Origin of the sequence: Microbacterium trichothecenolyticum, assembly GCF_030818955.1 — a bacterium.
Taxonomy (GTDB): domain Bacteria; phylum Actinomycetota; class Actinomycetes; order Actinomycetales; family Microbacteriaceae; genus Microbacterium; species Microbacterium trichothecenolyticum_B.
Map to the genome: position 1 here is coordinate 3,376,282 of NZ_JAUTBF010000001.1, position 24,962 is coordinate 3,401,243.

Here is a 24,962-nt window from a genome sequence, read left to right on the forward strand (position 1 = left end):
ATGCCGGGGCGTCGGTGCCCCGTGACGACCACTGTGCGCGAAGATCGACGCCCTGAAACCGCATCCGCGTTGTGAAGATTGCCCGATCTTCTGCGGCTGTGAGACTCTGGCGTATGGACACCGGCGTCTCGATTTCTTCGGCATCCCTTCCGCTCGACGATGAAGAGGTGGACACCCTCACCATCGGCCGACGCATCCGTCAGCTGCGCACCGCGCGCGGCCTGACCCTCGACGACCTCGCCACCGCGGTCGGCCGCGCTCCGAGTCAGATGTCGATGATCGAGAACGGTCGCCGAGAGGCCAAGCTCACCCTCCTCCAGGCGATCGCCCGCGCGCTGGAGTGCAGGCTCGACCAGATCCTGGATGCCGAGCCCCTCGACGCCCGCGCCACCCTCGAGCTGTCGGTCGAACGCGCGATGCGCGGGCAGACGTTCCAGGCCCTGGGAATCGCGCCGTTCCGGGTCGGGCGCGCGGTGCCGGATGAGGCGCTCGCCGCGATGCTCGCGCTGCAGGCCGAGATCGAACGCCTGCGGGAGGAGCGGTCGGCAACACCCGAGGAGGCGCGACGCGCGAACGTCGCCCTACGCCGCCTGATGCGCACGCAGGACAACCACTTCCCGGAGCTCGAGCGCGTGGCATCCGAGATTCGGGAAGCGATCGCGCACCCCGGCGGCCCGCTCACGCAGCGCGGGGCGAGCGACATCGCCGCGCACCTCGGCTTCTCGCTGCACTACGTGCCCGACCTGCCGTCGTCGACGCGCAGCATCGCGGATGCCAAGAACGGTCGGCTGTACCTCTCGACGAAGGTCGCGAAGGGCGACCCGCGCGCGGCGGTGCTGCAGGCGCTGTCGAGCCGAATCCTCGGACACGGCGAGCCGACGAGCTACGACGAGTTCCTTCGCCAGCGCGTGGAGACGAACTACCTCACCGGGGCACTGCTCATGCCTGAGGCGCACGTCGTCACGGCCCTGCGCGAGGCGAAGGAACGGCGCACGATCAGCATCGAAGACCTCCGCGACGCCTATTCGGTGTCGTACGAGACCGCCGCGCACCGCTTCACCAACCTCGCGACCGTGCACCTCGGCATCCCGGTGCACTTCCTGAAGGTGCACGAGTCGGGGACGATCACGAAGGCGTACGAGAACGACGACGTGAACTTCCCCACCGACCGGCTGGGCTCGATCGAGGGGCAGATGTGCTGCCGGCGGTGGACGAGCCGTGTGGTGTTCGACGAGGACGACCTGTTCAACCCGTATTACCAGTACACCGACACCGGGAACGGCACGTACTGGTGCACGGCGCGCGTGGAGCAGTCGAGCGAGGGCGCGCACTCGGTGAGCGTGGGGGTGCGCTTCGACGACACGCGGTGGTTCCGCGGGCGGGACACGCCGAACCGCGGGGTGTCGCGGCACTCGGTCGAGACGTGCTGCCGGCGTGCGCCCGCGGAGCTCGAGAACGCATGGCGCGGACAGGCGTGGCCGAACGTGCGCACGCCGCGGACACTGCTCGCGACCCTGCCGACCGGGGCGTTTCCGGGGGTGGACACGACGGAGATGTACGAGTTCCTGCAGGCGCACGCGCCGGGGGAGTGACGCCGCCCGTCAGTCCCACCCCACGCTGCTCACCCGGTATTCGGACGGGAGAGTCCCATACTGCTTGCGAAACGCCCGGTTCAGGTGCGACAGATCGCTGAAGCCCCATCGCTTGGCGAGGTCGCCGAGAGTGCCGGGGATGCCGGCGCGCAGGTCTGACGCGCACGCCTCCAGGCGCTTGAGCATGACCATGCGCGCGTAGCTCTGCTCTCCCTCCTCATAGAGAGCGTGAAGTTTGCGGAGGGAGATCGCGAATCTCTGGGCCGTCGCGGCGGCGGACAGGTCGCCGTCGCGCAGATTCCGCTGGACGTGCCGCTCGATCTCCGCGCGGAGTGCGCCATCGACCTGCGCGCGATCCCACGATGCGGTGCGGCGCGCGACGTTGTCGAGAGCCGCGACGACGACCGCGTGGACGGCGGTCTCGGCCGCGAGCGATGCCGTCGGGTCGAGACGCTCGGCGTTGCGCCACACACCGAGCATGGTGGACAGCGCGACCGCGGACGCTCCCGTGCGCTCCCCCGTCTGCAGCGTCGCCGTCACGCTCCCGGGATCGTGCAGTTGGCCGAGCACACGAGTGCGGGGCAGGCGATAGGACAACACGCGCCACCGCCGATGTCCGGGATCTTCGATGTAGTGCTGGCGGTACTCCCGCGTGGTGTCGACCACCGAGAATCCGCCCGCCGGGATCGCCGCCCGACGACCGTCCTGCTCCACGACGCAGCGTCCCTCGAGCACGACGTTGACGAAGAGGAAGTGCTCGTCCGTGCGACCGATCTCGGAGCGTCCGTGCGTGATGACCTGGGTGCGCGAGGCGATCTCCGCCCCGTTCGACTCGGCGAGCCGGGCCGAGCGGACCCAACCCGACGGTTCATCGCCGCGACGGCCATCCAGTTCTGCGGAGAGCGGTGTGAACGCCTGGCACAGCACTTCGCGCCAGAAGGGGAATCGTTCCTTGGCCGGAAGGGCGTCCAGGCTCCAGTACGCCATGTGTCCTCCTACGAACGTGGTCGGGGCCTCCAGATTCGCGCGCTCTTCCTCCCGGGGAATTACCCGTCGATTTCTCTCACGTAACGAAGCACGCACGCGTGTGGCGGGCGTCTGGGATGAGCGTGCACGAGCGGCAGAACCAATGCGCACCATCGGCTTTCCGCGTCGGTTCGGGGTGGGTGTGCGACGTAGCTTCCCCTCATCCATCGAGCCCAGGGAGCGAAACATGAACCCCTCACCCCCGCCGATCACGCAGGATTCGGCGCCCGTGCCCGTCGTCGATGCGGTCGACTTCCGCGACGGCATGCGAAAACTCGCGTCGGGGATAGCCCTCGTCACCACCAGCGGCGACACGGGCCCGGCCGGTCTGGCCGTCACGGCGGTGAGCTCGGTCAGCTTCGAGCCTCCCTCGCTGCTGATCTGCGTCAACCGGACTGCCTCTGCCCACGACGCGATCCTGGCGACGGGCGGCTTCGTCGTCAACGTCCTCGCGGGTGAGCACATCGGCATCCTGGAGTCGTTCTCGCAGAGCGCCCGCCGTCACGAGCGATTCGCCCACCCCGACTGGACGACCGCCGACTCCGGGATGCCCGTGCTGCGTTCGGCGCTCGCGGCGTTCGAATGCCGGATCACCGAGCGCGTCGGATACGGCACTCACTCGATCATCATCGGCGACGTCGTGGCCGCGCGCTCCGACGACGGCACCGCCGACCCCCTCATCTACCTCGACCGCCACACCCGATCCCTCGCCGAACACTCGGCCTGACAGCACCACGAAGGAAACCTCATGAGCCGTCCTCGACTGATCCTCAACGCCTTCACGATGAACGTCGTCTCGCACGTCTACCACGGTCTGTGGCGTCATCCGGAGAACACCCAACTGCACCTCAACGACCTCGAGACATGGATAGAGCTGGCCCGCATCGCGGAGGAGGGGAAGTTCGACGCGCTGTTCTTCGCAGATGTCGTCGGCATCGACCCCGCTTACAACGGCAGCTGGGACACCTATATCCGGGAGGGGTTGCAGATTCCCTGCAACGATCCCGCCGCCCTGTGCGCCGCGCTCATCTCGGTCACCGAGAACCTGGGGTTGACCTTCACCAGCTCCATCCTCAGCGAGCACCCCTTCAGCTTCGCGCGCAAGGTGTCGACCATGGACCAGCTGAGCAAGGGGCGCATCGGCTGGAACATCGTCACGAGCGTCTCGCACAACGCCGCCCAGAACTACGGTCTCGACGAGATCGTCGCCCACGACCGACGCTACGAGTGGGCCGAGGAGTACATGGACGTGGTCTACAAGCTGTGGGAGGGCTCGTGGGACGAAGGGGCGGTGCTCGCCGATCGTGAAGCCGGTGTCTACGCCGACAAGGACAAGATCCACCGCATCTACCACCAGGGCGAGTCCTATCGCGTCATGGGACCGCATCTGGTCGCGCCGTCGCGGCAGCGCACGCCCGTGCTCTATCAGGCGGGGGCGTCGGGTCGCGGGCGGGAGTTCGCGGCGAAGCACGCGGAGGGGACGTTCGTGGTGTTCCCCAGCATCGACGGGGCGCGGCGCGGCATCGCGGAACAGCGTGCGATCGCCGTCCGCAACGGACGTCGAGCCGACGACCTCAAGTTCATCCAGGGCATGTCCTTCGTGATCGGCAGCACCGAGGAAGAGGCGCAGCGCAAGGCCGCCGAGATCGACGAGTGGGTCAGTTATGAGGGTCTCGCCGCGCACATCAGCCGGGACATGGGAATCGACCTGGCACAGTTCGACCCGGAGATGCCGATCGAGCAGACCGATGTCGTCGGGGTCCAGGGGTTCGCGCGCGTCTTCGAAGACGCCAACCCCGGCAAGAAGGCACGGGTGGCCGATGTCGCCGGCGCCCTGTCGTACAACCTGCGGATGGTGGGCACGCCCGAATCGATCGCCGACCGCCTGGAGCAATGGCAAGACGCCGGGGTCGACGGGCTCAACATCATCGCGCAGCACCTCCCGGGTTCCTACCGCGACTTCGTCGAGCACGTCATCCCGGTCCTGCAGGAGCGCGGACTCGCGCAGCGGGAATACGCACCCGGGACCTTGCGCGAACGCCTCTTCCCCGGTTCGGGCGGTCGTCTGGCCGAGCGGCACCCCGCCGCGCAGTATCGCGGGGCGTTCCAGGCGGAGGATGTGCTGAGCGCGAGCGGGACGGGCGCCGCCTGGCGCTGACCCCGCACATCGCGGAGGGGTGGTCCGCACCACCCCTCCGCCGCGCGGACCGGGAATCTCGCACCGGCGAGAGTGGGCGAAGTGCACATTGGCGATGCACATCAGGGCGAATCGCACATGTCGTCCGACGGATGCCGGGAATAACGTGTGCAGCACCCGCACCGTCCCTCTTCCGCAAAAGGACACTTCCATGGCACGTATGGCACACGCCGACGACTTCGCCCTCAGCCGCGTGACACCCGACGCCCAGAAGCACTGGTTCGGCATCGCCGTCCAGCGCTTCGGCCAGGTCTCGGCCCTGTCGCAGTTCCTCCTCGGCGCCACCCTCGGGTACGCGATGACCTTCAGCGAGGCCTTCCTCGCGCTGCTGCTCGGCTCGATCATCCTCGAAGTGATCATGTGCATCGTCGGCATCATCGGGCAGAAGGAGGGACTGAACACGGCGCTCCTGGCCCGCTGGACCGGCTTCGGCGAGATCGGTGCCTCGCTCGTGGGCCTGGCGATCGGCATCAGCCTCATCGGCTGGTTCGGCATCCAGTCGGCCATCTCGGCCGAGTCGCTCGACTCGCTGCTGCCGGGAATCATGCCGATGTGGGCGTGGAGCCTGCTGTTCGGCCTCGCCGTGACCGCGATCGTCGCCGTCGGCTTCGTCGGCATGCAGTGGCTCGCCAACATCACCGTGCCGCTGTTCCTCGTGCTCGTGGGCTGGTCGATCATCACCGAACTCAGCAACCACTCCCTCGGTGACCTCATCACCTCGCCCGCCCCCGGACCCACCATGAGCGTGTGGCAGGGCACGGCGATCGTCGCCGGCGGCCTGATCGTCGGCGCGATCATCACCGCCGACATGACCCGCTTCAATCGCTCCAAGGCCGACGTCGTCAAGCAGACGGTCGTGGGCGTCTCGCTCGGCGAATTCGTCATCGGCCTGTCGGGCGTGCTGCTGGCCCACGCGGCGCAGACGGGCAACATCGTCGCGATCGTGACGTCGTCGGTGGGCCTGGTGGGCCTCATCATCGTCATCACGGGCACCCTGAAGATCAACGACTGGAACCTGTACTCCTCGACGCTGGGCCTGGTGAACTTCATCTCCACCGCGTTCGGCAAGAACCTGCACCGCGTCACGACGACCATCGTGCTCGGCGTCGTCGGCTCGATCCTCGCCGCGGCCGGCATCCTGTCGCAGTTCACCGGATTCCTCATCATCCTCGGCGTCGTCTTCCCGCCCATCGCCGGCATCATGGTCGCGGAATACTTCTTCGTGCGCCGCTGGCGTGGCGAGCTCGACGCCTCGCGCGCCGAGGGACGCCTGCCGAGCACCGCCCCGCGCCTGGTGCCCGTGACCCTCGTGGTCTGGCTCGTCTCGGCCCTCGTGGGCTACTTCGTCACCTGGGGGATCCCGGCGATCTCCTCGCTCGTGCTCTCGATCGTGCTGTACACCGTCGCCGGAAAGCTCGGCTGGGTGCGCGGTGTCGGCGAGGCGACGACCGCGCAGGCTCCCGTGCGCGACGCCGCCCCCGTGGCATCCTGACCCCCCCGAACGAAAGAAGCTCCACCCATGCACATCGGCATCGACGTCGGCGGGACCAACACCGACGCAGTGCTCATGGACGGCAAGGTCACCCTCGCCGGCGTGAAGAAGTCCACCAGTCCGGATGTCACCACCGGCATCGTCGACGCGATCGCGGCCCTGCGCACCGAACGCGACTTCGCCGGCTCCGACATCGACGCGGTCATGATCGGCACCACCCACTTCATCAACGCTCTCGTGCAGGCCCAGCGCCTCGCGCCGACCGCCGCGGTGCGGCTGGGGCTTCCCGCCACGAAGGCCCTCCCGCCGCTCGTGGACTGGCCCGGGGTGCTGACCGAGGCCATCCAGGCGCGCAGCTACCTCGCGCATGGCGGCTACGAGTTCGACGGGCGGCCGATTTCGCCTCTCGACGAGGACGAGCTGCGCGGGATCGCCGCCGACATGAAGGCCCACGGCGTGCGCTCGGTGGCGATCTCGTCGGTGTTCTCGCCGGTCAACCACGACCTCGAGGTGCGTGCGGCCGAGATCCTCGGCGACGTGCTCGGACCCGACGTGGCGATCTCGCTCTCGCACGAGATCGGCCGGATCGGCTTGCTCGAGCGCGAGAACGCCACGATCATCAACGCAGCGCTCCGCGAACTCGCGTCCGAGATCGTCGACGGCCTGACCGCGGCCGTGCGTGCGCAAGGGATCGAGGCGCCCATCTTCCTCAGCCAGAACGACGGCACACTGATGGACGAGGACTACGTGCGCCTCTACCCCGTCGCCACCTTCGCGTCGGGCCCGACGAACTCCATGCGCGGGGCCGCCCTCACCAGCGGCCTGCAGACCTGCGCCGTCGTCGACATCGGGGGCACGACGGCCGACATCGGTCTGCTCAACGCCGGATTCCCGCGCGAGACGGCGAACGAGGTCAAGGTCGCCGGCATCCGCACCAATTTCCGGATGCCGGATGTGCTGTCGATCGGCATCGGCGGCGGCTCGATCGTCGATGAGCAGACCGCGGAGGTCGGGCCCGCATCGGTGGGCTACCGTCTGACCGAGGAGGCGCTGGTGTTCGGCGGCTCCACCCTCACCGCGACCGACATCGCCGTGGCGGCCGGGCGCGCGAACGTGGGCGACCCCTCTCGCGTCGCGCACCTCGACCCCGCCTTCGTCGAGCGCGTGCTGGCGCGCATCGCCGATCGTGTGGCCGAGGCCGTCGACCGCATGCGCACCTCGCCCGAGCCGATCCCGGTGGTCGCCGTCGGCGGTGGCAGCATCCTCCTCCCCGAGGAGCTGCCCCTGTTCGGCGCCGTGCACCGCCCGCGCAACTACGCCGTCGCCAACGCCATCGGCGCCTCGATCGCCCAGGTGGGCGGCGAGATCGACAAGGTCTACGCGATCGAGGCGGGTCGGCGCGACGAGGGCATCGCCGCGATCCGCGCGGAGGCCGTCGACAAGGCCATCGCCGCGGGCGCGCGTCCGTCGTCGGTGTCCATCGTCGACTTCGACGAGGTGCCGATCCCGTACCTTCCCGGAAACGCCACGCGCGTGCGCGTGAAGGCCGTCGGAGATCTCGACATGGGCGTGCGGGCGTGAGCTGGCAGCTCACCCCGTCGCTCGTCGGCGACCTCGCCCGCGGTGCCGCCGTGCTCGGTACCGGGGGCGGGGGAGACCCGTACATCGGGGCGCTCCTGGCGCGTCAGGCGCTCGCCGCGCACGGTCCCGTCACGGTCGTGGGCCTCGACGAACTGCCCGATGACGCCCTCGTGCTCACCGTCGCGATGATGGGCGCGCCGACCGTCATGGTCGAGAAGCTCCCGAGCCTTGACGAGGTCGTCGCCCCGGTGCACGCGCTCGGTGCCTCGCTGGGGCGCCCGGTCACCCACATCGCGTGCGCCGAGGCGGGAGGCGTGAACTCCACCATCCCCATCGCCGCGGCGGCCGCCCTCGGCCTGCCCCTTCTGGATGCCGACGGCATGGGTCGCGCCTTCCCCGAGCTGCAGATGGTTCTGCCGACCCTCTACGGCGTCACCGCGTCACCCCTCGCCTTCGCCGACGAGAAGGGCAACACCGCGGTGCTGTCGACCATCGACAACACCTGGACCGAGCGCATCGCCCGCGTCGCGTGCGTCGAGATGGGCTGCTCGGTCATGCTCGCCGGCTTCGCCATGTCGGGTGCGACGGCGCGCGAGGCCCTCGTCCCGGCGTCACTGTCGGCGTGCCTGTCGATCGGTCGCGGCATCGTCGATGCGCGTGAGGCCAAGACCGACCCGGTCGCCGCGGTCGTCGACGCCCTCGGCGGGCGCGAGGTGTTCGAGGGCAAGGTCGTCGACGTCGAGCGGGGAACGACCGCCGGCTTCGCCCGCGGCAACGCCCGCATCGAGGGCCCGGGCGACACGCTGACGCTGTCGTTCCAGAACGAGCACCTCATCGCGCGCACGACCGCCGGCATCCTGGTCACCACGCCCGATCTCATCATCGTGGTGGATGCCGAGAGCGCCGAGCCCATCACCACCGAGGGGCTGCGCTACGGCCAGCGCGTCCGCGTCATCGCCGCCCCCAGCGACGAGCGCTGGCACGCACCCGAGGCCCTCGCCATGGTCGGTCCCGGCTACTTCGGCTACGACCTGCCCTCACACCGCTTCGACGGAACCATCGAGAACTCGGAGACCGCCGCATGAGCTGGACCCTGACCGCCGCCGACCTGCCCGACCTGGCCCGTGGAGCGACGCTGCTCGGCACCGGCGGAGGCGGCGACCCCTACATCGGTCAGAAGCTCGTCGAGCGCGTGCTCGGCGCGGGGAGCATCACGGTGCTCGACCCCGACGAGATCGCCGACGACATGTTCGTCATCCCGACGGCGCAGATGGGCGCGCCGACCGTGATGATCGAGAAGATCCCGGCCGGTACCGAGCCCACCCTGGCGCTGCGGACCCTCGAGAAGCACCTCGGCCGCACCGCCGACGCGACGATGCCGATCGAGTGCGGCGGCATCAACTCGATGATCCCGCTGCTCGTCGCCGCCGAGACGGGGCTGCCCGTGGTGGATGCCGACGGCATGGGCCGAGCGTTCCCGGAACTGTCGATGGAGACCTTCGCCGTCTACGGCGTGCACGGCTCGCCCCTCGCTCTCGCGGGCGAGCGCGGTGAGACGGCGATCATCGACACCGGCGACGACGACCGGCAGATGGAATGGCTCGCCCGCGGCGTCACGATCCGCCTCGGCGGGGTGGCGCACATCGCCGAGTACGCCATGACCGGAGCCGACGTCAGGCGCACCGCGATCCCGCGGACCCTGTCGATGGCCCTGGCGCTGGGGCGTGGCATCCGCGAGGCCCGTGAGCAGCATCGCTCGCCGTTCGAGGCCATCGCCGACGTGCTGTCGACGACGCTGTACCCGCACGTGCGGGAGCTGTTCGTCGGCAAGGTCACCGACGTCGAGCGGCGCACCACCGACGGGTTCGCCAAGGGGCGCGCGACCATCTCGGCCCTCGACCCCGCCGATGACGCGACCCTCGAGGTGGCCTTCCAGAACGAGAACCTCACCGCCCGCCGTGACGGCGAGCTCGTGGCGATCGTGCCCGACCTCATCTGCATCACCGACATCGAGTCGGCAGAGCCCATCACCACCGAGGGCTTGCGGTACGGCCAGCGCGTGCGCGTGCTGGGCATCTCCACGCCCGACATCATGCGCACCCCTGGCGCGCTCGCCGCGTTCGGTCCGTCGGCGTTCGGTCTCGCCGACGCGTTCGAGCCGGTCGAGCAGTTGCGGGGCGCCGAGGTGCGGCGGCTCATTACCCTGTGAGCATGAGAACCCTCGGGCCCGAGCGCCTGCCGGCGCTGGCCCGGGGGTTCGCGCTGCTCGGCGCGGGCGGCGGGGGTACCACGACGCTGCTCGAGCTCATGGCGGGCGAGGTGCTCGACGGACCGGTCGCGTTGCACGACGTCGACGACCTCGATCCGTCGACCCCGTGCGTCGCCGTGGGCTTCGCCGGGTCCACGTACCTCCTGGGCGAACGGGTGCCCGGGGATGACGCCTTCGCCCCGCTTCTGGCCGCGGCCGAACGATGGACGGGCGTCGCGGCGGCGGCCGTGTGCGCCATGGAGGGGGCGGGTCTGAACGGTCTGGCGCCGTTCCTCCTCGCCCGCGAGCACACCCTCGTCGACGCCGACCTCATGGGGCGCGCCCTTCCCGGCATCGACCAGCTCTCGCTCGTCGTGGACGCCGTGCCCGGGGTCGTGCTCGTCGCCGACACCGGCGGGGGCGTCATGGTCGTGGAGTCGTCGCGGGCGGCCGATGTCGAGAGCCTCGTGCGCGCGAGCATCATCCGTGCCGGGGGAGCGGGCGCCGTGCTCGTAGCCGGTTTCACCGTCGGCGACCTCGCCGACCACGGCATCCGGGGCACGTTCGCCCGCGCCCTCGCGCTCGGCGACGCCGACGTGTTCGGCGACGACCTCCCCGGGGCGCGCGCCCTCGGCGCGGGGCGCGTGAGCGCGGTGGATGCCGTGCCGGACGATGCCTTCGCGCGGTCGGTCGAGGTGACCGGCGACGACGGGGCGCTGCTGCGCCTGGTCGCGCGCTCGGAGTTCCTCGCCGTCACCCGCGACGGGCAGACGATCGCCGCATCGCCCGACATCCTCGTCGCGATCGACTCCGTGTCGGGCGACGTGCTGCAGGTCGACGCCGTGACCCTCGCCCGGCACGTGCGGGTGCTGGCGCTGTCGGCACCGCCGTGGTGGACGGACGCGCTCGAACGCCTGGCGCACGTGGTACCGGCCGCGTACGGCTTGCGCGATCTGGAGGTGGAGTCGTGACGGCCTCGATCCGCGATCCCCGGGGGCTCTCGTGACGCCCCTGGAGCTGCGCGCGCTGCTCGCGCACCCCGCGAACGGTCGGGCGCGGGTACTCGTCGAGGTCGCGGGCGTCGATGCCTTCGCCGGGGTGATCGTCGCCGCGCGCGAGGCGACGCTGCCCGCGCGCGGAGATCGCGAGCTCGCCGCGCTGACCGAGCCTCCACCCTCGGCGCCGTGGCAGCAGGACGCCCTCGTGCGGCGGGTGCGCGATCGCGGCTTCCGCGGCCTCGCCCTGCCGGGGGCCGATGCGCTGGGTGCCGGAAGCCGCGGCCTCGCCGCCCGGCTCGGACTCACCCTGCTGGCCGTCGACGATCCGATGGCCCTGGCCCGCGCCGGGTGGGAGCTGGTGCAGGGGCGCGACGCTCTGACGCTCGGGTACGTGCGGCGCGTGGCGCAGTCGATCGAGTACTCCGCCGCGCATCTGGCCGATCTGCTCCGTCATCTCTCGGCCAGCGTCGGTCACGGCGTGGCCCTCATCGACGCCGAGGGAGTGTTGCTGCAGGCCGGCGGCGACCTGCCCGAGGCGGTTCGCGCGGCGATCGACTTCGGGCTCTGGCAGGATGCGGTCTCGGTCGCGGAGGGAGCGGCAGCGTCCGTGCGCGTCGACAGTCCGAGCCGCGCCGGGCTGCGGTTGGCCGTCTTCGGTACGGGGTTGAGCGCCGCGCAGTTGTCGGCGCTGGCGGTCGCCGCCGAGGTGGCGATGCCGGCGGTCGCCGCCCGTATCCTCATCGACGAGGTGGCCGACGTGAGCGATGTCGCCGTGGCATCCGGTCTGCTGCGCGAGTTCCTCGAAGCCCGCGACGCCCGCGACCCCGATGTCGAGCAGCGCATGAGCGAGCGCGGCTGGCGCATGGGCGGGTACCACCTCGCGTTCCGCATCGCCGGGCGACGCCGCCTCGAGACGCTCGAACTGTTGCGCTTCGTGCGCCGGAGCCTGGCCGCCTTGCCCGTCGATTCGCAGGCCGTCACCAGCGGCCGCGGGGTGACCGGTTGGCTCAGCTTCGCAGAGCCGCCCACACCCGCCCGTCTCGACGAACACGTGGCCGCGGTGCGCGCCCTGCACGACCACGCGCGCCGGTCGTTCGACGTCGCGACCGGTGTGGGCTCGCTCGACAGCGGCGCGAGCGGGCTGCTGCGCAGCATCGACGGCGCGGTCGACGGCGTGCGCATCGCCACGGGACGCGCCGCGACCGGATGGTTCGTGCGGCTCGACGCCCTCGGCGTCGAGCAGGTGCTGCTGTCGTGGGCGGGATCCGACACGTTCGTCCCCGCCGCTGAGTCGTTGCTCGCGCCCCTCGCTTCGCACGGACCGGAACTGCTCGAGACGCTGACGGCCTACCTCGACCACGAGTCGGGCGTCTCGGCGACGGCGACCGCCCTGGGCCTGCACCGCAACACCGTGGCGATGCGCATCGCCCGCGCGCAGGAACTGCTCGGCGTCGACCTCACCGACACCGACGCCCGCCTCGCCCTGCACCTCGCCTGCCGCGCGCTGCGTTGACGGTGCCGGACGACTCCGGCGGCTCCAGCCTCCCGGGCCGGAGTGCGGGTGTATCGTCGTGCGGCTGCGGGGCCGTGGGGTGTGTCGTCGTGCGGAGGAGGGTTGTGGCGCGCCGTTCGGGGGTGCCGATGGCGCGGCGTGTCGTGGATGAACTCCGCATGGCGGTCGGCGCGGCGCCGACCCGCGTCGCGCGGAGCGTCGGAGACGGGTTGCGTAAAAACCTATCGCGTGTAAGGTTTCTGCTCAGTGAGCTCCGTCCCCCCGGAGCGCTTTCGATGAGGAGAGCACGTCATAAAGCACACTTTCGCGGCATCCACCGCGGTCGTCGGACTCGTCCTGGGCGGTCTCGCCGCGGCATCCCCCGCCGTCGCCGCACCGCCCGAGAAACCCGGCCCTCCCGGGCATGCCGGTCCGCCCGCCCACGCCGGACCCGGCGCACGCGACCTCGAACGCTACGCCGCCGCCACCTGGGCCTCGCTCGCGGCGATGGCCCATGAGAACACCGGCCTGCCCGACGACAACATCGGCGGCGCGCTGGAGGAGTCCACGGCATCCGGATACACCTCGCCGACCAACATCGGCGGGTACCTCTGGTCGACGGTGACAGCGCGCGACCTCGGCATCATCGACGCCGACGAGGCGCGCGAGCGCCTGACCGCCACGGTCTCCACGCTCGAGACGATGGAGCGCAACGATGCCAGCGGCATGTACTACAACTGGTATGCGCCCGACACCGGCGCGAAGCTCGAGATCTTCCCGACCTCGGGCGAGGTCATCCACCCGTTCCTCAGCACCGTCGACAACGGGTGGCTCGCGGCGGGGCTGCGGATCGTCCGCGAGGCCGAACCGACCCTCGCCGAGCGGGCCGACACGCTCTACCGGTCGATGGACTTCTCGGCGTTCTTCGACGCGGCTGGTGCGGCGGGTCTTCCGGCCGGCACGAACCGCGGCGGCTTCTGGGAGGCCCCTCCCGGCGACGGCTGTGCGGTCGAGGCGCCGATGTACAACGGCAGCGGCGAGGCCGCGTTCTACACCTGCCACCATTACGACACGACCGTGAGCGAGAGCCGCATCGCGACCTACCTCGGCATCTCGGAGGGGGCGATCCCGGCGACGGGGCTGTACGGCACCCACCGCACCATGCCCGCGGGCTGCGACTGGGCGTGGCAGGAGCAGCTGCCGACCGGCGAGACGCGCACCTACGACGGCGTCGACGTGTACGAGGGCGTGTATTCCTCCGACGGCATGTCGTTCGCGCCGAGCTGGGGCGGCAGCATGTTCGAGGCGCTCATGCCCGACCTGCTGATTCCCGAGAGCGAGTGGGGTCCGCGCTCGTGGGGCGTGAACCACCCGATCACGGTCGAGGTGCAGAAGAGGCACGGCCTGAAGGACGCCGGGTACGGCTTCTGGGGCTTCTCGCCCGCCAGCAACCCGTTCGGCGGATACGCCGAGTACGGCGTCGACGTCGCCGGCATCCGGTCCGACGGGTACACCTCGGATGCCGAGAAGACCGACGTCGACATCGACCGCCCGGGCTGCACCGAGGGGACGAACCCCGACCCGACGTTCGGCGACGGGGTCGTTACCCCGCACGCGGCGTTCCTCGCCCTGCCGTACGACCGCGCCGGCGTGCTGAAGAACCTGCGGGGCCTGGAGAAGAAGCTCGGCGCCTACGGGCCCGGCGGGTTCTACGACGCCGTCGCGGTGAAGAGCGGCACGGTTGCGGAGCGTTACCTGTCGCTCGACCAGTCGATGATCATGGCCGCGATCGGCAACGCGCTGACCGGCGACTCGCTGAAGGACTACATGGTCGATGACAGGATGGAGCAGAACCTCCGGCCCGCCATCGAGCAGCAGGTCTTCGGCTCGTCATGGGGCGATCGGCGTCCCTGACGGCTCGACCGCTCGATGCCCGGTGCCTCGCGGGGGTGCCGGGCATCGACGTGTTCGGACGGGGGAGAGGATGCCGATGACCGACGCACCCGCGCAGCGCGCGCGTCGCGGCAGCTACGCCAAGGGGCAGCAGACCCGCCAGCGCATCGTCGACGAGGCGGTCGTGGTGTTCGGACGCTCCGGCGTCACGGCGGGGTCGCTTCGCGAGGTCGCCGCCCGCGTCGGTCTCACGCCCGCCGGCCTCCTGCACCACTTCGCGTCGAAGGAGGAGCTGTTCGCCGAGGTGCTGCGCCAGCGCGACGAGCGCGTGCGTGCGGCGGCGGGTGATCCGCACGAGCACACGCTCGTCGAGCAGATGAAGAAGGTCGTCGCCCACAACGCCACGACCCGCGGCCTCACCTCGCTCTACAGCCTGGTCGTCGCGGAGGCCGGCGACCCCGCGCACCCCTCGCACGACGCTTTCGCGGACCGGTATCGCCAGAGCGCCGCGACGGCCGCCGACCTGCTCCGCGCCGGACAGGCCGCGGGCGAGGTGCGCGCCGACGTCGATCCCGAGCGGGCCGCGAGGCTCCTCAGCGCCGTGATGGACGGCCTGCAGCAGCAGTGGCTCCTCGACGAGACGGTCGATATGCCCGCGCTCTTCGCGGAGTTCGTGCGGGGGTATCTGCAGCCTCCGGCCTGAGTTCCGGCATCCGTCCGTCGACGTGAGGTCGCGCTGTGAAGCCGTCCTGCGGAGGTGGGGTCGTGATACCGGTGTCGCTGGGGCGGAGACGGGGGTGTGGGCCTCGGGGTCCGCGGGACGGCGGTGCGTGTGCGGGGCGGCGGTGTGTTCTCGGGGCCAGGGGTGTGGCATCTGTGTGCGGGGTGCCGGGTGGGGGCCGTCGTGCGGACGTGAACGTTGCAACGGGGGCCTCGGGCAGCGGTTCGGCGCCCGGTCCCGGCAGGGGATCAGCGCCGGTGAATGCCCCGCTCGACGTGCGCGCCGATCGCGCGCTCGACCGTCTCCCAGTCGTGCACGACCAGCGCGTAGTCGAATCGGAGGGTGACGAAGCCTTGCGCCGCGGCCCGCGCGTCGCGAAGCAGGTCACGGTGCCGGTGCTCCGCGCTCCTATGGTTCTCGACGCCGTCGACCTCGACGATCAGAGCGTCGCCGATGAGGAGGTCAACTCGGCCCACCGTGTCGATCCGAACCTGCGTGCGCACGGTCAGGTCGAGATGGCGCAACCGCCATCGCACGAGAGACTCCAGCCCGCTCTCGGCGTCGCGCCGCGCGAGAGCGATCGCCTCGCGAGCGAGAGGTGACGTGTTCTTCGCGAGCCAGTCCAGACCCGACCGACCGATCTTGCGTGCGTGGAGGGCGGACTCCAGGGCCACGAAGAATTCCTCAACGCCGCGACAGAAGAAAATCTGTCGCAGGATGCCGCGGATCGTGGCGAGGCGGAACCTGTTGCGCTCCTCGTGGTCCCAGTGCTCGACGCACACGCACCCGTCGTGCGGGTGTCCGTGCCCGTGCGGCCGCAGAGCGATGTGGAGGGGATCCGTCGGCGACAGGACCCAGAGTCCGACGTGCCGGGCGGCGCTGACGCAGGCGAGCGCTCCGCCATGCAGGGCCGCGCTCCGACGCGGCTCGCACGTCTCGGCATCCGCATACACCCCTCGCCGAAGGCGGACGAACGATCCGTTGCCGACCGCGCGGTCGATGTCGTGCCGACGGAACCCGGCCTCGAGGAGGTCGAGCCGTCGATGGATTCCGTCGGCTGGTGTGCACACGCCCTCATGATCGTCATCGGCGACGCGCCGCATGCCCCGATTCGGACGATCTGTGGATGCCGACGGCATCCGGTGATCAGGGGAGGAGGAGTGCCGGATGCCATTCCCCGGCCGTCCTGCGGAGTCCGGTGAGCGGTGGTTCTGTGGCCGTCTGTCGTCCTGCGGACTTCGGTGCTGAGACCCCGGCCGTCCTGCGGAGTCTGATGGGCGGTGGTTCTGTGGCCGTCTGCCGTCCCGCGGACCTCGGCGCCGAGACCCCGTGCCGTCCTGCGGAGTCTGATGGGCGGTGGTTCTGTGGCCGTCTGCCGTCCCGCGGACCTCGGCGCCGAGACCCCGGTCGCGGCGGTGAATTCGGCAGGAAAGGTGGGCCATCTCCGCAGGACGGCGGTGGGGCACGAGGGACGGTCGGCGGGCTGTGGCGGGACTCCGCAGGATGGCGGTGGGGGCGCGAGGGACGGTCGGCGGGCTGTGGCGGGACTCCGCAGGACGGCAGTGGGGCACGAGGGTCGATCAACGGACGAGGGAGAGAACTCCGCAGGACGGCGGGAACGACGGCGGCGGGAATGGGTTGCGGGGCAAAGGTTATGCGCTTAAACTCGGCCACGACGTGCAGACGTGCACCCGACGACGGGTGCCAGGTTCGAGGAGGAACACCATGAGAATCACCCGATGGAGCGCCGTGGCCGTTGTCGCCGCGGCGGCGATCGCTTTGACCGGCTGCGGCCGCACCTCCGACACCGGTTCCGGTGCCGCCGAGGCGAGCACGATCGGCGACGCGAAGGCCGAGGGCACGCTCACGATGTGGGCGATGGGCGCCGAGGGCGAGGCGCTGCCCGAGTTCGTGAAGCAGTTCGAAGAGGCCAACCCCGGCGTCACCGTCGAGGTCACGCCCGTGCCCTGGGATGCCGCGTACAGCAAGTTCCAGACGGCGATCGCCGGCGGCAACACCCCCGACCTCGCCATGGTCGGCTCGACGTGGATGGCTGACTTCGGTGACGCGCTGCAGACCGTGCCCATCGACCTCTCGACCGACGGCATCTTCCCCGGCGCGATCGACTCCACGATGATCGACGACCGTGCGACCGGCGTGCCCTGGTACGTCGACACCCGCGTGCTGTACTACCGCACCGACATCGCGGCCCAGGCCGGATGGACCACGGCGCCCGCCACCTGGGACGACCTGAAGCAGATGGCGGCCGACATGCAGGCCAAGGGCGGTGCCGACTACGGCATCCGCTTCCCCGCCGGCAACGACTCGTTCCAGGGCAACCTGTGGATGCCGTGGTCCAACGGTGCCGAGCTCGAGAACGGTTCGGAGTGGACCTTGGACACCCCCGAGACCGCCGAGGCGTTCGACTACTACCAGAGCTTCTACACCGACGGCATCGCCAACCCGGCCGCCGACCGCTCGGCGGGGGCCCAGGAGGCGGACTTCGTCTCGGGCGCGACCCCGATGCTCATCGACGGCCCCTTCCTCATCGGACAGCTCGAGGAGCTCGGCGGCGCCGGCTTCAGCGACAAGTTCACCACCGCGGTGCTGCCGACGAAGGAGTCGTCGACCTCCTTCAGTGGTGGCGCGAACCTCGCCGTGTTCGACAACTCGAAGAACGCGACCAGCGCGTGGAAGCTCGTGCAGTGGCTCACCCAGCCCGACACGCAGGCCGCCTGGTACGCCGCGACCGGCGACCTCCCTGCCGTCCAGGATGCCTGGAAGGACGACGCCCTCGCCTCGTCGCCCACCCTCGCCGCCTTCGGCACGCAGCTCGAGACCGCCAAGTCGGTGCCCGCCGTCACGACGTGGGTGCAGGTGGCCGCGGCCGGTGACGCGATGCTCGAGAAGATCCGTCTGGGCCAGCAGTCGCCCGCCGACGGTCTGAAGGAGCTCCAGGCCACCGCCGACCAGCTGGGCCTGGGCTGAGATCATGACGCAAGCAGTCGTGGGCGCGACCGGGCGGGCTCCGGCCCCCGGTCGCGCCCGCGCCGGCGGGGGATCGAGCCGCCGCCGGCGCCAGGGATGGGTCGCGTGGGGCTTCGCCCTGCCGTTCGTCGCGGTCTTCGCGATCTTCATGGTCGTGCCGATCGTGGGCTCGTTCGCGATGTCGTTCACCGATTTCACGGCGCGCGACATCCGCTCGCCGTTCTCGGTGAACTTCGTCGGGCTCGAGCAGTACGCCGGGGTGCTGGGCGACCCCGTCTTCCTCACCTCGTTGGGCGTGACCGCGACGTTCGTCGTGGTCGGCATCCCGGTCACCATGGCGCTCGCCCTGGCCCTCGCCCTCGCCCTCAACGCGAGCAAGGGGCGCATCGTCTCGGTGCTCCGCGTGGGCTTCTACGCCCCGGTCGTGACGAGCATCGTCGCGGTCGCGGTGGTGTGGCGCTACATCCTCCAGCCGGAGGGCCTGCTCAACTCCGCGCTCGCGATCATCGGCATCCAGGGTCCGGACTGGCTCAACGACACCCGGACCGCGCTGCCGTCGCTCATCGCCATGGCGGTGTGGCGCAACGTCGGCACGCTCATGGTGATCTTCCTCGCCGGGCTCCAGGCCATTCCCACCGACGTGAAGGAAGCCGCCCTCATGGACGGCGCCTCGTCGTGGCGGCGTCTGACCTCGGTCACCCTGCCGCTGCTGCGCCCCACGTTGCTGCTGGGCGCGGTGCTCATCTCGGTCGGGTTCCTGCAGTTCTTCGAGGAAGCCTTCGTGATGACCCAGGGCGGCCCGCTCAACTCCACCCTCTCGGTGGCGTATTACACGTTCAAGCAGTTCGGCTTCGGGCAGTACGGCACGGCCTCGGCCGCGAGCTACCTGCTGTTCCTCGCGATCGCGCTGCTCAGCCTGGTGCAGTTCCGCGTGCTGCGCTCGAAGGATTGAGGGAGGATGCCATGACACTCACGTCACCCGCGGCTCCGGCCGTCGCCGCCGAGACCGTCGAGCCGCCGCGCCGTCGCCGCCGCTCCGAGAACCGGCTCACCCCCGGCCGCGCCCTGACCTACACGATCCTCGTCGTCGGCGTCATCGTCTGGATCCTGCCCTTCGCATGGATGCTGCTGGGCTCGGTCAAGACGCAACGCGAGATCCTGCAGCGCCCGCCGACGTGGTGGCCGCAGGAGTTCACCTGGGAGAACTTCGGCGCCTGGTTCGGGCAGCTGAACTTCGGCCAGTTCTTCGGCAACAGCATCGTCGTGGCCCTGTTCACCGTCCTCGGCAACCTCGTGTTCTGCTCGATGGTCGGCTACGCGCTGGCGAAGATGGACTTCCCCGGCAAGAAGGCGCTGTTCCTCGTCGTGATGGTGACGCTCATGGTCCCCGGCGTCGTCACCTTCGTGCCGCTGTTCGTGATGGTCTCCTCGCTCGGTCTCGTCGACACCTACGCGGCGCTGATCCTGCCGTTCGTCACGACCCCGCTCGGCGTCTTCCTCATGCGGCAGTTCATGCTCGGCATCCCGGATCCGCTGCTCGAGGCCGCGCGCATCGACGGCGCCGGGGAGCTGCGGATCTTCGCCCGGATCGTCATGCCGCTGTGCGGACCGCCGCTGGCGACCCTCGGCATTTTGACCTTCCTCGCCTCGTGGAACAACTTCCTCTGGCCGCTCGTGGCGGCGCAGACCGAGGCGAAGTACACCCTGCCGGTCGCGCTGTCGCTGTACTCGACGGGCCAGAACGCCACGGATTACGGCCTGTTGCTGGCCGGTTCCGTCCTCGTCATCGCGCCCATCATCCTGCTGTTCGTCTTCTTGCAGCGCTACTTCATCCAGGGCATCGCCTCGACCGGCCTGAAGTGAGGTGTCGGGGTGGGTCCGCGCCCACCCCGCCTCCGCCCCTCTGAGCTCCCGCCCGTCCGCAGACCGGCGGACCCGAAAGGACCCCCATGACCTCCGCGAGCTTCCTCACCGCCCCCGACGGCACGCGCTTCCGCGACCTCAACGGCAACGGCGTGATGGACCCGTACGAGAACCCCACCCTCAGTGTCGACGAGCGCACCGACGACCTCGTCGCGCGGCTCAGCCTCGAGGAGAAGTGCGGTCTGATGTTCCAGACCGTGATCGAGGTCGGCGACGACGGCGAGGTGCTCGAGGCGCCCGGCAGGATCTCCAAGTCGCCCACGACGACCGTGGTCGTGCACAAGAACATGAACCACTTCAACGTGCACGCGATCCGCACCGCCCGCCAGGCGGCGACCTGGAACAACAACCTGCAGGCGCTCGCCGAGGCGACGCCGCACGGCATCCCGGTCACCATCAGCACCGATCCGCGTCACGCGTTCGTCGAGAACACCGGTGTGGCCTTCTCGGCCGGGCCCTTCTCGCAGTGGCCCGAGGGGCTGGGGCTCGCGGCCCTCGACGACGTCGACACCGTGCGCGAGTTCGCCGAGGTCGCGCGCCGCGAGTACGTCGCCGTCGGCATCCGGGCAGCGCTGCACCCGCAGATCGACCTCGCCACCGAGCCGCGCTGGGGGCGGCAGGCCCAGACGCTGGGTCAGGATGCCGAGCGGGTCACCGCCTTCACCGCCGCCTACCTGCAGGGCTTCCAGGGCGACGAGCTCGGACCGGACAGCGTGGCATGCACGACCAAGCACTTCCCGGGCGGCGGTCCGCAGCAGGGCGGCGAGGACGCGCACTTCCCGTACGGCCGCGAGCAGGTGTACCCCGGCGGCATGTTCGACTACCACCTCGAGCCGTTCCGCGAGGCGATCCGCCGCGGCACCGCCGCGATGATGCCGTACTACGGGATGCCGGTGGGCCTCGAGGTCGGCGGCGAACGGATCGAAGAGGTCGGCTTCGGCTACAACCGTCAGATCGTCACGGGGCTGCTGCGCGAGAAGCTCGGCTACGACGGTGTCGTGGTCACCGACTGGGAGCTCGTCAACGACAACCACGTCGGCGACCAGGTGCTGCCCGCGCGCGCCTGGGGCGTCGAGCACCTCACCGCGGTCGAGCGCATGGAGAAGATCCTGGATGCCGGCAGCGACCAATTCGGCGGGGAGGAGTGCGTCGACATGCTCATCGACCTCGTCCGCTCGGGCCGGGTGTCCGAGGAGCGCATCGACGCCTCCGTCCGGCGTCTGCTGCGGGTGAAGTTCCAGCTCGGGCTGTTCGACGACCCGTACGTCGACGTCGACGAGGCCGAGCGCATCGTCGGCAACGCCGAGTTCCGCGCCCTGGGGGAGCGGGCGCAGGCGCGTTCGCTGACCGTGCTCGTGAACGAGGGGTCCATCCTTCCCCTGCGGCCGGTCGACGCCGTCTACGTCGAGGGCTTCCGCCCCGACGACGTCGCCGAGCTCGGCCGTGTCGTCACCGACCCCGCCGAGGCCGACCTTGCGATCGTGCGCATCGGCGCCCCGTTCGATCCGCGCGACGACCTCTTCCTCGAGGCGTGGTTCCACCAGGGTTCGCTGGAGTTCGCGCCGGGGCTGGTGTACCGCCTGAACCAGATCGCGGCATCCTGCCCGCTCGTGATCGTGGTGAACCTCGATCGCCCCGCGATCCTCACCCCGTTCGTCGGTCACGCCGCGGCGATCGTCGCCGACTACGGCAGCTCCGCGGCCGCCGTGCTCGACGCGCTGACCGGCCGGGTCGCGCCGCGCGGACGCCTGCCGATCGAGATCCCCCGGTCGATGGATGCCGTGCGATCCTCGCGCGAGGATGTACCGTCGGACACCGGTGACCCGATCTTCCCCGTGCACCACGGGCTGGAGCTGGTGGAGCCGGCTGTGCTGCAGAGGGGATAGGGACGCGGATGGCGGAGGGGCAGGCGACGCGTCGACCGACCGTGTACGACGTCGCGCACGAGGCCAACGTCTCGATCGCCTCGGTGTCGTTCGCGTTCCGCCGCCCCGACAAGCTCAGTGACGCCACGCGTCAACGCGTGCTCGACGCGGCGCGGCGGCTGGGGTACGCCCCCAGCGCCGCCGCCCGCGGTCTCGCCCACGGGCGCACCGGCACGCTCGGCCTGCACGCCTTCGACCTGCTGCTGGAGCGCGCCGACCCGCTGGCCCAGCCGCTGAGCGGCATGCACTCGCCGCCGCTCGACACCGGGGGAGTGATCCCCTGGGACCAGACCGACGACGACGTGCTCTCCGACCCGCGGGCCTTCCCCCTGTACGTCGACGAGGTGCAGCGCGGGTTCGAGCTGGAGTGCTGGGCTCTCGGGCGGCCGGTGATGCTGAGCAGCGGATCGGATGCCGACGTGTCGGTCGCCGACACGGTGGGACGCGTCGACGGGCTGGCGATCTTCCCCTCGCCGCAGACCGCACCGACCCTCGCCCGGCACTCGCTGAACATCCCGATCGTGCTCTTCAGCGCCGCCCCCGCCGACGACAGCCACCACCGGGTGCGCGTCGACAATGCCCGCGGCATGCGGGCGCTGGTGGGTCACCTCGTCGACGAGCACGCCGCGACCGACCTCGCGTTCGTCGGGCGCCTCGAGGCCACGGATGCCGTCGAGCGACGCGACGCGCTGATCGCCGAGCTCGAGGCCCGTGGCATCCGTCCCCGTCTCGACGTGGTCGACGCGACCGTCCGCGGGGCCGACGACCTCGTGCCGCAGCTGCGCGCCCTGATCGCCGAGGATCGGATGCCGCAGGCCTTCGTCTGCGCGACCGACCAGAACGCCTTCACCCTGCTCGACGTGCTCGCTTCCGAGGGTGTGCGCGTGCCCGCGGACGTGATCGTCACCGGGTTCGACGGCACCCTCGGCTCGCGCCTGACCACCCCGCCGCTGACGACCGTGCGACAGCCGATGGAGGCCATGGGCCGTGCCGCCGCGCGGATCCTCGCCGGCACGGCCGGTGCTCCGCCCGCGGGCGGCGCGTTCGACGTCGTGTTCGAGCCGCGGGTGCAGGTGCGGGCGAGCTGCGGCTGCTGACCGGTCGGGGCGGTGTCGGCCGCGGGCGGTGCCGTTGTGCCGTCGTGCCGTTGCGCCGCGGTGTCGTCGTGCCGGAGTGCCTGCCTCGTGCCGTTGTGCGGAGTTCGTGGGTGATACGCCGGTTGGGGATGCCGTGGACTCGGTGTGTCGGTTCGGGAGTCCGCGGGAGGGTCGGTGTGGGTGGGTCGTGCCGTTGTGCGGAGTTGGTGGGTGACACGCCGGCTGGGGATGCCGTGGACCCGGCGTGGGAGATCGGAACTCCGCCCGACGGCCCGCGGTGACGGCGACTCACATGGCGTTCCACCGCAGCCGCGGCGCCCCGAGGTCGGCGCGGAGGGCGGCGGGGTCGGCGACAGGGAAGAGGGTGACGATCCGATCGTCGACGGCGTAGGCGAGCGCGGCGGAACCGTCGGGGTGCCGCTCACCGATGGCGATGCGGGCCGAGCGGCCGTCGACCGTCTCGACGAGGGCATCGGCGCGAGAGAGGACCGATCTGGCCGCCGCTGTCGCTCGAACGAGCAGCGTCTCGGCGGTGCCCCACGGCTGGAGGCCTCCGGCGGGCAGGCCGCACGCGCGCTCGAGCTCGCCCGACAGCCAACGCTCGCGTTTGAGGCCGTACGGCGTGGGCGTGGTCGACAGCAGGTATCCGTACACGTGCAGCAGTCCGGCATTGCCGACGGGCCATCGCGCCGACAGCCCCGTGCGTCGGTGCAGTTCCTCGAAGAGCGGTCGTGCCACGACCGCCGCGCCGACGTTCTCGTCGATCACGGTCGAAAGCCCCCACGTCGCGAAACGGCCGGCGTCGCGATCGTCGGCGAGGGCGGCGGCGAGCCACGGCAGGGAGTCGATGGCGGCCGACGGGTCGGAGGCGGCGAGGGCCGATGCGGCATCGAGAGAGGTCACCGCCCCACGCTACGACGGCGCGGCCGCATCGTTTACACGGTGTTTACCGGGTGTGGACGCAACGTCCACATATAAGGCGCATCATGGACGCAACGTCCACACGACAGGAGGCTCCGTGCCACGCCCCGTCCTCATCTTCGACTTCGACGGTACCGTCGCCCTCGGCGACGGCCCCCTGCTGGCCTACGCCCGCGCCGTCGCCGCCCACACGGCATCCCCCGATACGTTCGTCGCGGCGGTCGCCGCGCAGCTCGCCGCCCCCACGGCCGACGTCATCGACGGCTACGACGTGGTGCGCCGCGCGGCCGAGGCCGAGGCGATTCCCGCTGACGCCCTGTCCGCCGCTTATCGCGAGAGCCGCGCGCACCTGGGCACACCGGCGGCGCCGATCGCGACCGCCGCCGGCCTCATCGGGTTCCTGCAGGGCGTGGATGCCGAACGCTTGCTCGTCACGAACGCCCCGGCGACGCGTCTCGACGAGGCGCTCACCGCGCTCGGCCTGGCGGGGCTGTTCGACCGGATCGTCACCGACGCCGCCAAGCCCGTCGGACTCGAACTGCTCCTCGACACTCTCGGCGAGGGTGTTCGCGTCCTGGCGATCGGCGACGTGTGGCGCAACGATCTCGCCCCCGCCCACGCGCGCGGTCACGCCACCGCCCTGGTCGCCGGCTACCCCGACCCCGCAGCCCGCCCCACCTTCCGCGCCGACACTCTCGACGACCTGTTCCCCGCGCTGGGCGACTGGGTCGCCGCCGCGGGTGACCGCTCTGCTCACGACCCCGCCCTCCGTCACTCCGCTCGCGTCGACGCATCCCCCGCCGAACACTTCCCTTTCTCCGCCTGAACCCACCCGACCCGCAGAAGGAATCATGAACACTCGTCGCAT

Annotated in this window: 20 protein-coding genes; 17 read left to right on the forward strand and 3 right to left on the reverse strand. The window is 70.7% G+C overall.

Annotated features, from left to right (window positions below; genetic code table 11):
* The first annotated feature begins 113 nt into the window (after positions 1-113).
* A complete protein-coding gene (locus tag QE412_RS15970; RefSeq protein WP_307486147.1) occupies positions 114-1,592 on the forward strand; it encodes a helix-turn-helix transcriptional regulator in 1,479 nt (492 codons plus the stop codon).
* Between the two features lie 9 nt (positions 1,593-1,601).
* Here the strand turns inward: QE412_RS15970 and QE412_RS15975 are convergent, their stop codons facing one another.
* Positions 1,602-2,579: a helix-turn-helix domain-containing protein gene (locus QE412_RS15975; protein ID WP_307486152.1), complete on the reverse strand. Its 978-nt coding sequence runs from the start codon at positions 2,577-2,579 to the stop codon at positions 1,602-1,604.
* A 226-nt stretch (positions 2,580-2,805) separates the two neighbouring features.
* Here QE412_RS15975 and QE412_RS15980 point away from each other — a divergent pair, with 226 nt between their 5' ends.
* The 10 genes from QE412_RS15980 (at position 2,806) to QE412_RS16025 (ending at position 15,222) form a co-directional block, all read left to right on the forward strand.
* Positions 2,806-3,345: a flavin reductase family protein gene (locus QE412_RS15980; protein WP_307486154.1), complete on the forward strand. Its 540-nt coding sequence runs from the start codon at positions 2,806-2,808 to the stop codon at positions 3,343-3,345.
* A 21-nt stretch (positions 3,346-3,366) separates the two neighbouring features.
* Positions 3,367-4,776: an LLM class flavin-dependent oxidoreductase gene (locus tag QE412_RS15985; RefSeq protein WP_307486157.1), complete on the forward strand. Its 1,410-nt coding sequence runs from the start codon at positions 3,367-3,369 to the stop codon at positions 4,774-4,776.
* A gap of 190 nt (positions 4,777-4,966) precedes the next feature.
* Positions 4,967-6,307 carry a purine-cytosine permease family protein gene (locus tag QE412_RS15990; RefSeq protein ID WP_307486159.1) on the forward strand — a complete coding sequence of 447 codons (1,341 nt, stop codon included), beginning with the start codon at positions 4,967-4,969 and terminating at the stop codon, positions 6,305-6,307.
* A gap of 27 nt (positions 6,308-6,334) precedes the next feature.
* Positions 6,335-7,888 (forward strand): hydantoinase/oxoprolinase family protein, encoded by a 1,554-nt coding sequence (locus QE412_RS15995; RefSeq protein WP_307486162.1) that lies wholly within the window; start codon positions 6,335-6,337, stop codon positions 7,886-7,888.
* Positions 7,885-8,973 carry a DUF917 domain-containing protein gene (locus QE412_RS16000; protein WP_307486166.1) on the forward strand — a complete coding sequence of 363 codons (1,089 nt, stop codon included), beginning with the start codon at positions 7,885-7,887 and terminating at the stop codon, positions 8,971-8,973. The genes QE412_RS15995 and QE412_RS16000 overlap by 4 nt, the downstream gene beginning before the upstream one ends.
* Positions 8,970-10,097, forward strand: coding sequence for a DUF917 domain-containing protein (locus tag QE412_RS16005; RefSeq protein WP_307486168.1), 1,128 nt, complete (start codon positions 8,970-8,972; stop codon positions 10,095-10,097). The genes QE412_RS16000 and QE412_RS16005 overlap by 4 nt, the downstream gene beginning before the upstream one ends.
* 2 nt (positions 10,098-10,099) lie before the next feature.
* On the forward strand, positions 10,100-11,107 hold the full coding sequence (locus QE412_RS16010; protein WP_307486170.1) for an S-methyl thiohydantoin desulfurase domain-containing protein: 1,008 nt from the start codon (positions 10,100-10,102) through the stop codon (positions 11,105-11,107).
* A 31-nt stretch (positions 11,108-11,138) separates the two neighbouring features.
* Positions 11,139-12,647 carry a helix-turn-helix domain-containing protein gene (locus QE412_RS16015; RefSeq protein ID WP_307486172.1) on the forward strand — a complete coding sequence of 503 codons (1,509 nt, stop codon included), beginning with the start codon at positions 11,139-11,141 and terminating at the stop codon, positions 12,645-12,647.
* Positions 12,648-12,938: 291 nt separating this feature from the next.
* Positions 12,939-14,540, forward strand: coding sequence for a glucoamylase family protein (locus QE412_RS16020; protein ID WP_307487266.1), 1,602 nt, complete (start codon positions 12,939-12,941; stop codon positions 14,538-14,540).
* 76 nt (positions 14,541-14,616) lie between these two features.
* Positions 14,617-15,222 (forward strand): TetR/AcrR family transcriptional regulator, encoded by a 606-nt coding sequence (locus tag QE412_RS16025; RefSeq protein ID WP_307486175.1) that lies wholly within the window; start codon positions 14,617-14,619, stop codon positions 15,220-15,222.
* Positions 15,223-15,488: 266 nt separating this feature from the next.
* On the opposite strand, the gene QE412_RS16030 is transcribed toward QE412_RS16025, so the two are convergent.
* Positions 15,489-16,310, reverse strand: a complete 822-nt coding sequence (locus QE412_RS16030; protein WP_307486179.1) for an endonuclease domain-containing protein — start codon at positions 16,308-16,310, stop codon at positions 15,489-15,491.
* Between the two features lie 655 nt (positions 16,311-16,965).
* Between QE412_RS16030 and QE412_RS16035 the strand changes: the two genes are divergently transcribed.
* The 5 genes from QE412_RS16035 (at position 16,966) to QE412_RS16055 (ending at position 23,173) form a co-directional block, all read left to right on the forward strand.
* Positions 16,966-18,228, forward strand: coding sequence for an extracellular solute-binding protein (locus QE412_RS16035; RefSeq protein ID WP_307486182.1), 1,263 nt, complete (start codon positions 16,966-16,968; stop codon positions 18,226-18,228).
* A gap of 4 nt (positions 18,229-18,232) precedes the next feature.
* Positions 18,233-19,180 (forward strand): carbohydrate ABC transporter permease, encoded by a 948-nt coding sequence (locus tag QE412_RS16040; RefSeq protein ID WP_307486184.1) that lies wholly within the window; start codon positions 18,233-18,235, stop codon positions 19,178-19,180.
* Positions 19,181-19,191: 11 nt separating this feature from the next.
* Positions 19,192-20,091 carry a carbohydrate ABC transporter permease gene (locus tag QE412_RS16045; protein WP_307486189.1) on the forward strand — a complete coding sequence of 300 codons (900 nt, stop codon included), beginning with the start codon at positions 19,192-19,194 and terminating at the stop codon, positions 20,089-20,091.
* An 86-nt stretch (positions 20,092-20,177) separates the two neighbouring features.
* Entirely contained in the window at positions 20,178-22,037 is a 1,860-nt protein-coding gene (locus tag QE412_RS16050; RefSeq protein WP_307486191.1) for a glycoside hydrolase family 3 protein, read from the forward strand.
* An 8-nt stretch (positions 22,038-22,045) separates the two neighbouring features.
* Complete coding sequence (locus tag QE412_RS16055; protein ID WP_307486195.1) at positions 22,046-23,173, forward strand: LacI family DNA-binding transcriptional regulator; 1,128 nt, start codon at positions 22,046-22,048, stop codon at positions 23,171-23,173.
* Between the two features lie 288 nt (positions 23,174-23,461).
* Here QE412_RS16055 and QE412_RS16060 read toward each other — a convergent pair whose 3' ends face one another.
* Positions 23,462-24,076: an amino acid deaminase gene (locus QE412_RS16060; RefSeq protein ID WP_307486198.1), complete on the reverse strand. Its 615-nt coding sequence runs from the start codon at positions 24,074-24,076 to the stop codon at positions 23,462-23,464.
* 115 nt (positions 24,077-24,191) lie between these two features.
* Between QE412_RS16060 and QE412_RS16065 the strand changes: the two genes are divergently transcribed.
* Positions 24,192-24,920 (forward strand): HAD family hydrolase, encoded by a 729-nt coding sequence (locus tag QE412_RS16065; RefSeq protein WP_307486201.1) that lies wholly within the window; start codon positions 24,192-24,194, stop codon positions 24,918-24,920.
* Positions 24,921-24,962: the final 42 nt, after the last annotated feature.

Excerpts from the sequence above, each read along its gene's own strand:
- QE412_RS15980 (WP_307486154.1), top strand. The coding sequence starts at position 2,806 with ATGAACCCCTCACCCCCGCCGATCACGCAGGATTCGGCGCCCGTGCCC.
- QE412_RS16045 (WP_307486189.1), top strand. The coding sequence starts at position 19,192 with ATGACACTCACGTCACCCGCGGCTCCGGCCGTCGCCGCCGAGACCGTC.
- QE412_RS16025 (WP_307486175.1), top strand. The coding sequence starts at position 14,617 with ATGACCGACGCACCCGCGCAGCGCGCGCGTCGCGGCAGCTACGCCAAG.
- QE412_RS16055 (WP_307486195.1), top strand. The coding sequence starts at position 22,046 with ATGGCGGAGGGGCAGGCGACGCGTCGACCGACCGTGTACGACGTCGCG.
- QE412_RS16010 (WP_307486170.1), top strand. The coding sequence starts at position 10,100 with ATGAGAACCCTCGGGCCCGAGCGCCTGCCGGCGCTGGCCCGGGGGTTC.
- QE412_RS15995 (WP_307486162.1), top strand. The coding sequence starts at position 6,335 with ATGCACATCGGCATCGACGTCGGCGGGACCAACACCGACGCAGTGCTC.
- QE412_RS15970 (WP_307486147.1), top strand. The coding sequence starts at position 114 with ATGGACACCGGCGTCTCGATTTCTTCGGCATCCCTTCCGCTCGACGAT.
- QE412_RS15985 (WP_307486157.1), top strand. The coding sequence starts at position 3,367 with ATGAGCCGTCCTCGACTGATCCTCAACGCCTTCACGATGAACGTCGTC.
- QE412_RS16050 (WP_307486191.1), top strand. The coding sequence starts at position 20,178 with ATGACCTCCGCGAGCTTCCTCACCGCCCCCGACGGCACGCGCTTCCGC.
- QE412_RS15975 (WP_307486152.1), bottom strand. The coding sequence starts at position 2,579 with ATGGCGTACTGGAGCCTGGACGCCCTTCCGGCCAAGGAACGATTCCCC.
- QE412_RS16035 (WP_307486182.1), top strand. The coding sequence starts at position 16,966 with ATGAGAATCACCCGATGGAGCGCCGTGGCCGTTGTCGCCGCGGCGGCG.
- QE412_RS16005 (WP_307486168.1), top strand. The coding sequence starts at position 8,970 with ATGAGCTGGACCCTGACCGCCGCCGACCTGCCCGACCTGGCCCGTGGA.
- QE412_RS15990 (WP_307486159.1), top strand. The coding sequence starts at position 4,967 with ATGGCACGTATGGCACACGCCGACGACTTCGCCCTCAGCCGCGTGACA.
- QE412_RS16040 (WP_307486184.1), top strand. The coding sequence starts at position 18,233 with ATGACGCAAGCAGTCGTGGGCGCGACCGGGCGGGCTCCGGCCCCCGGT.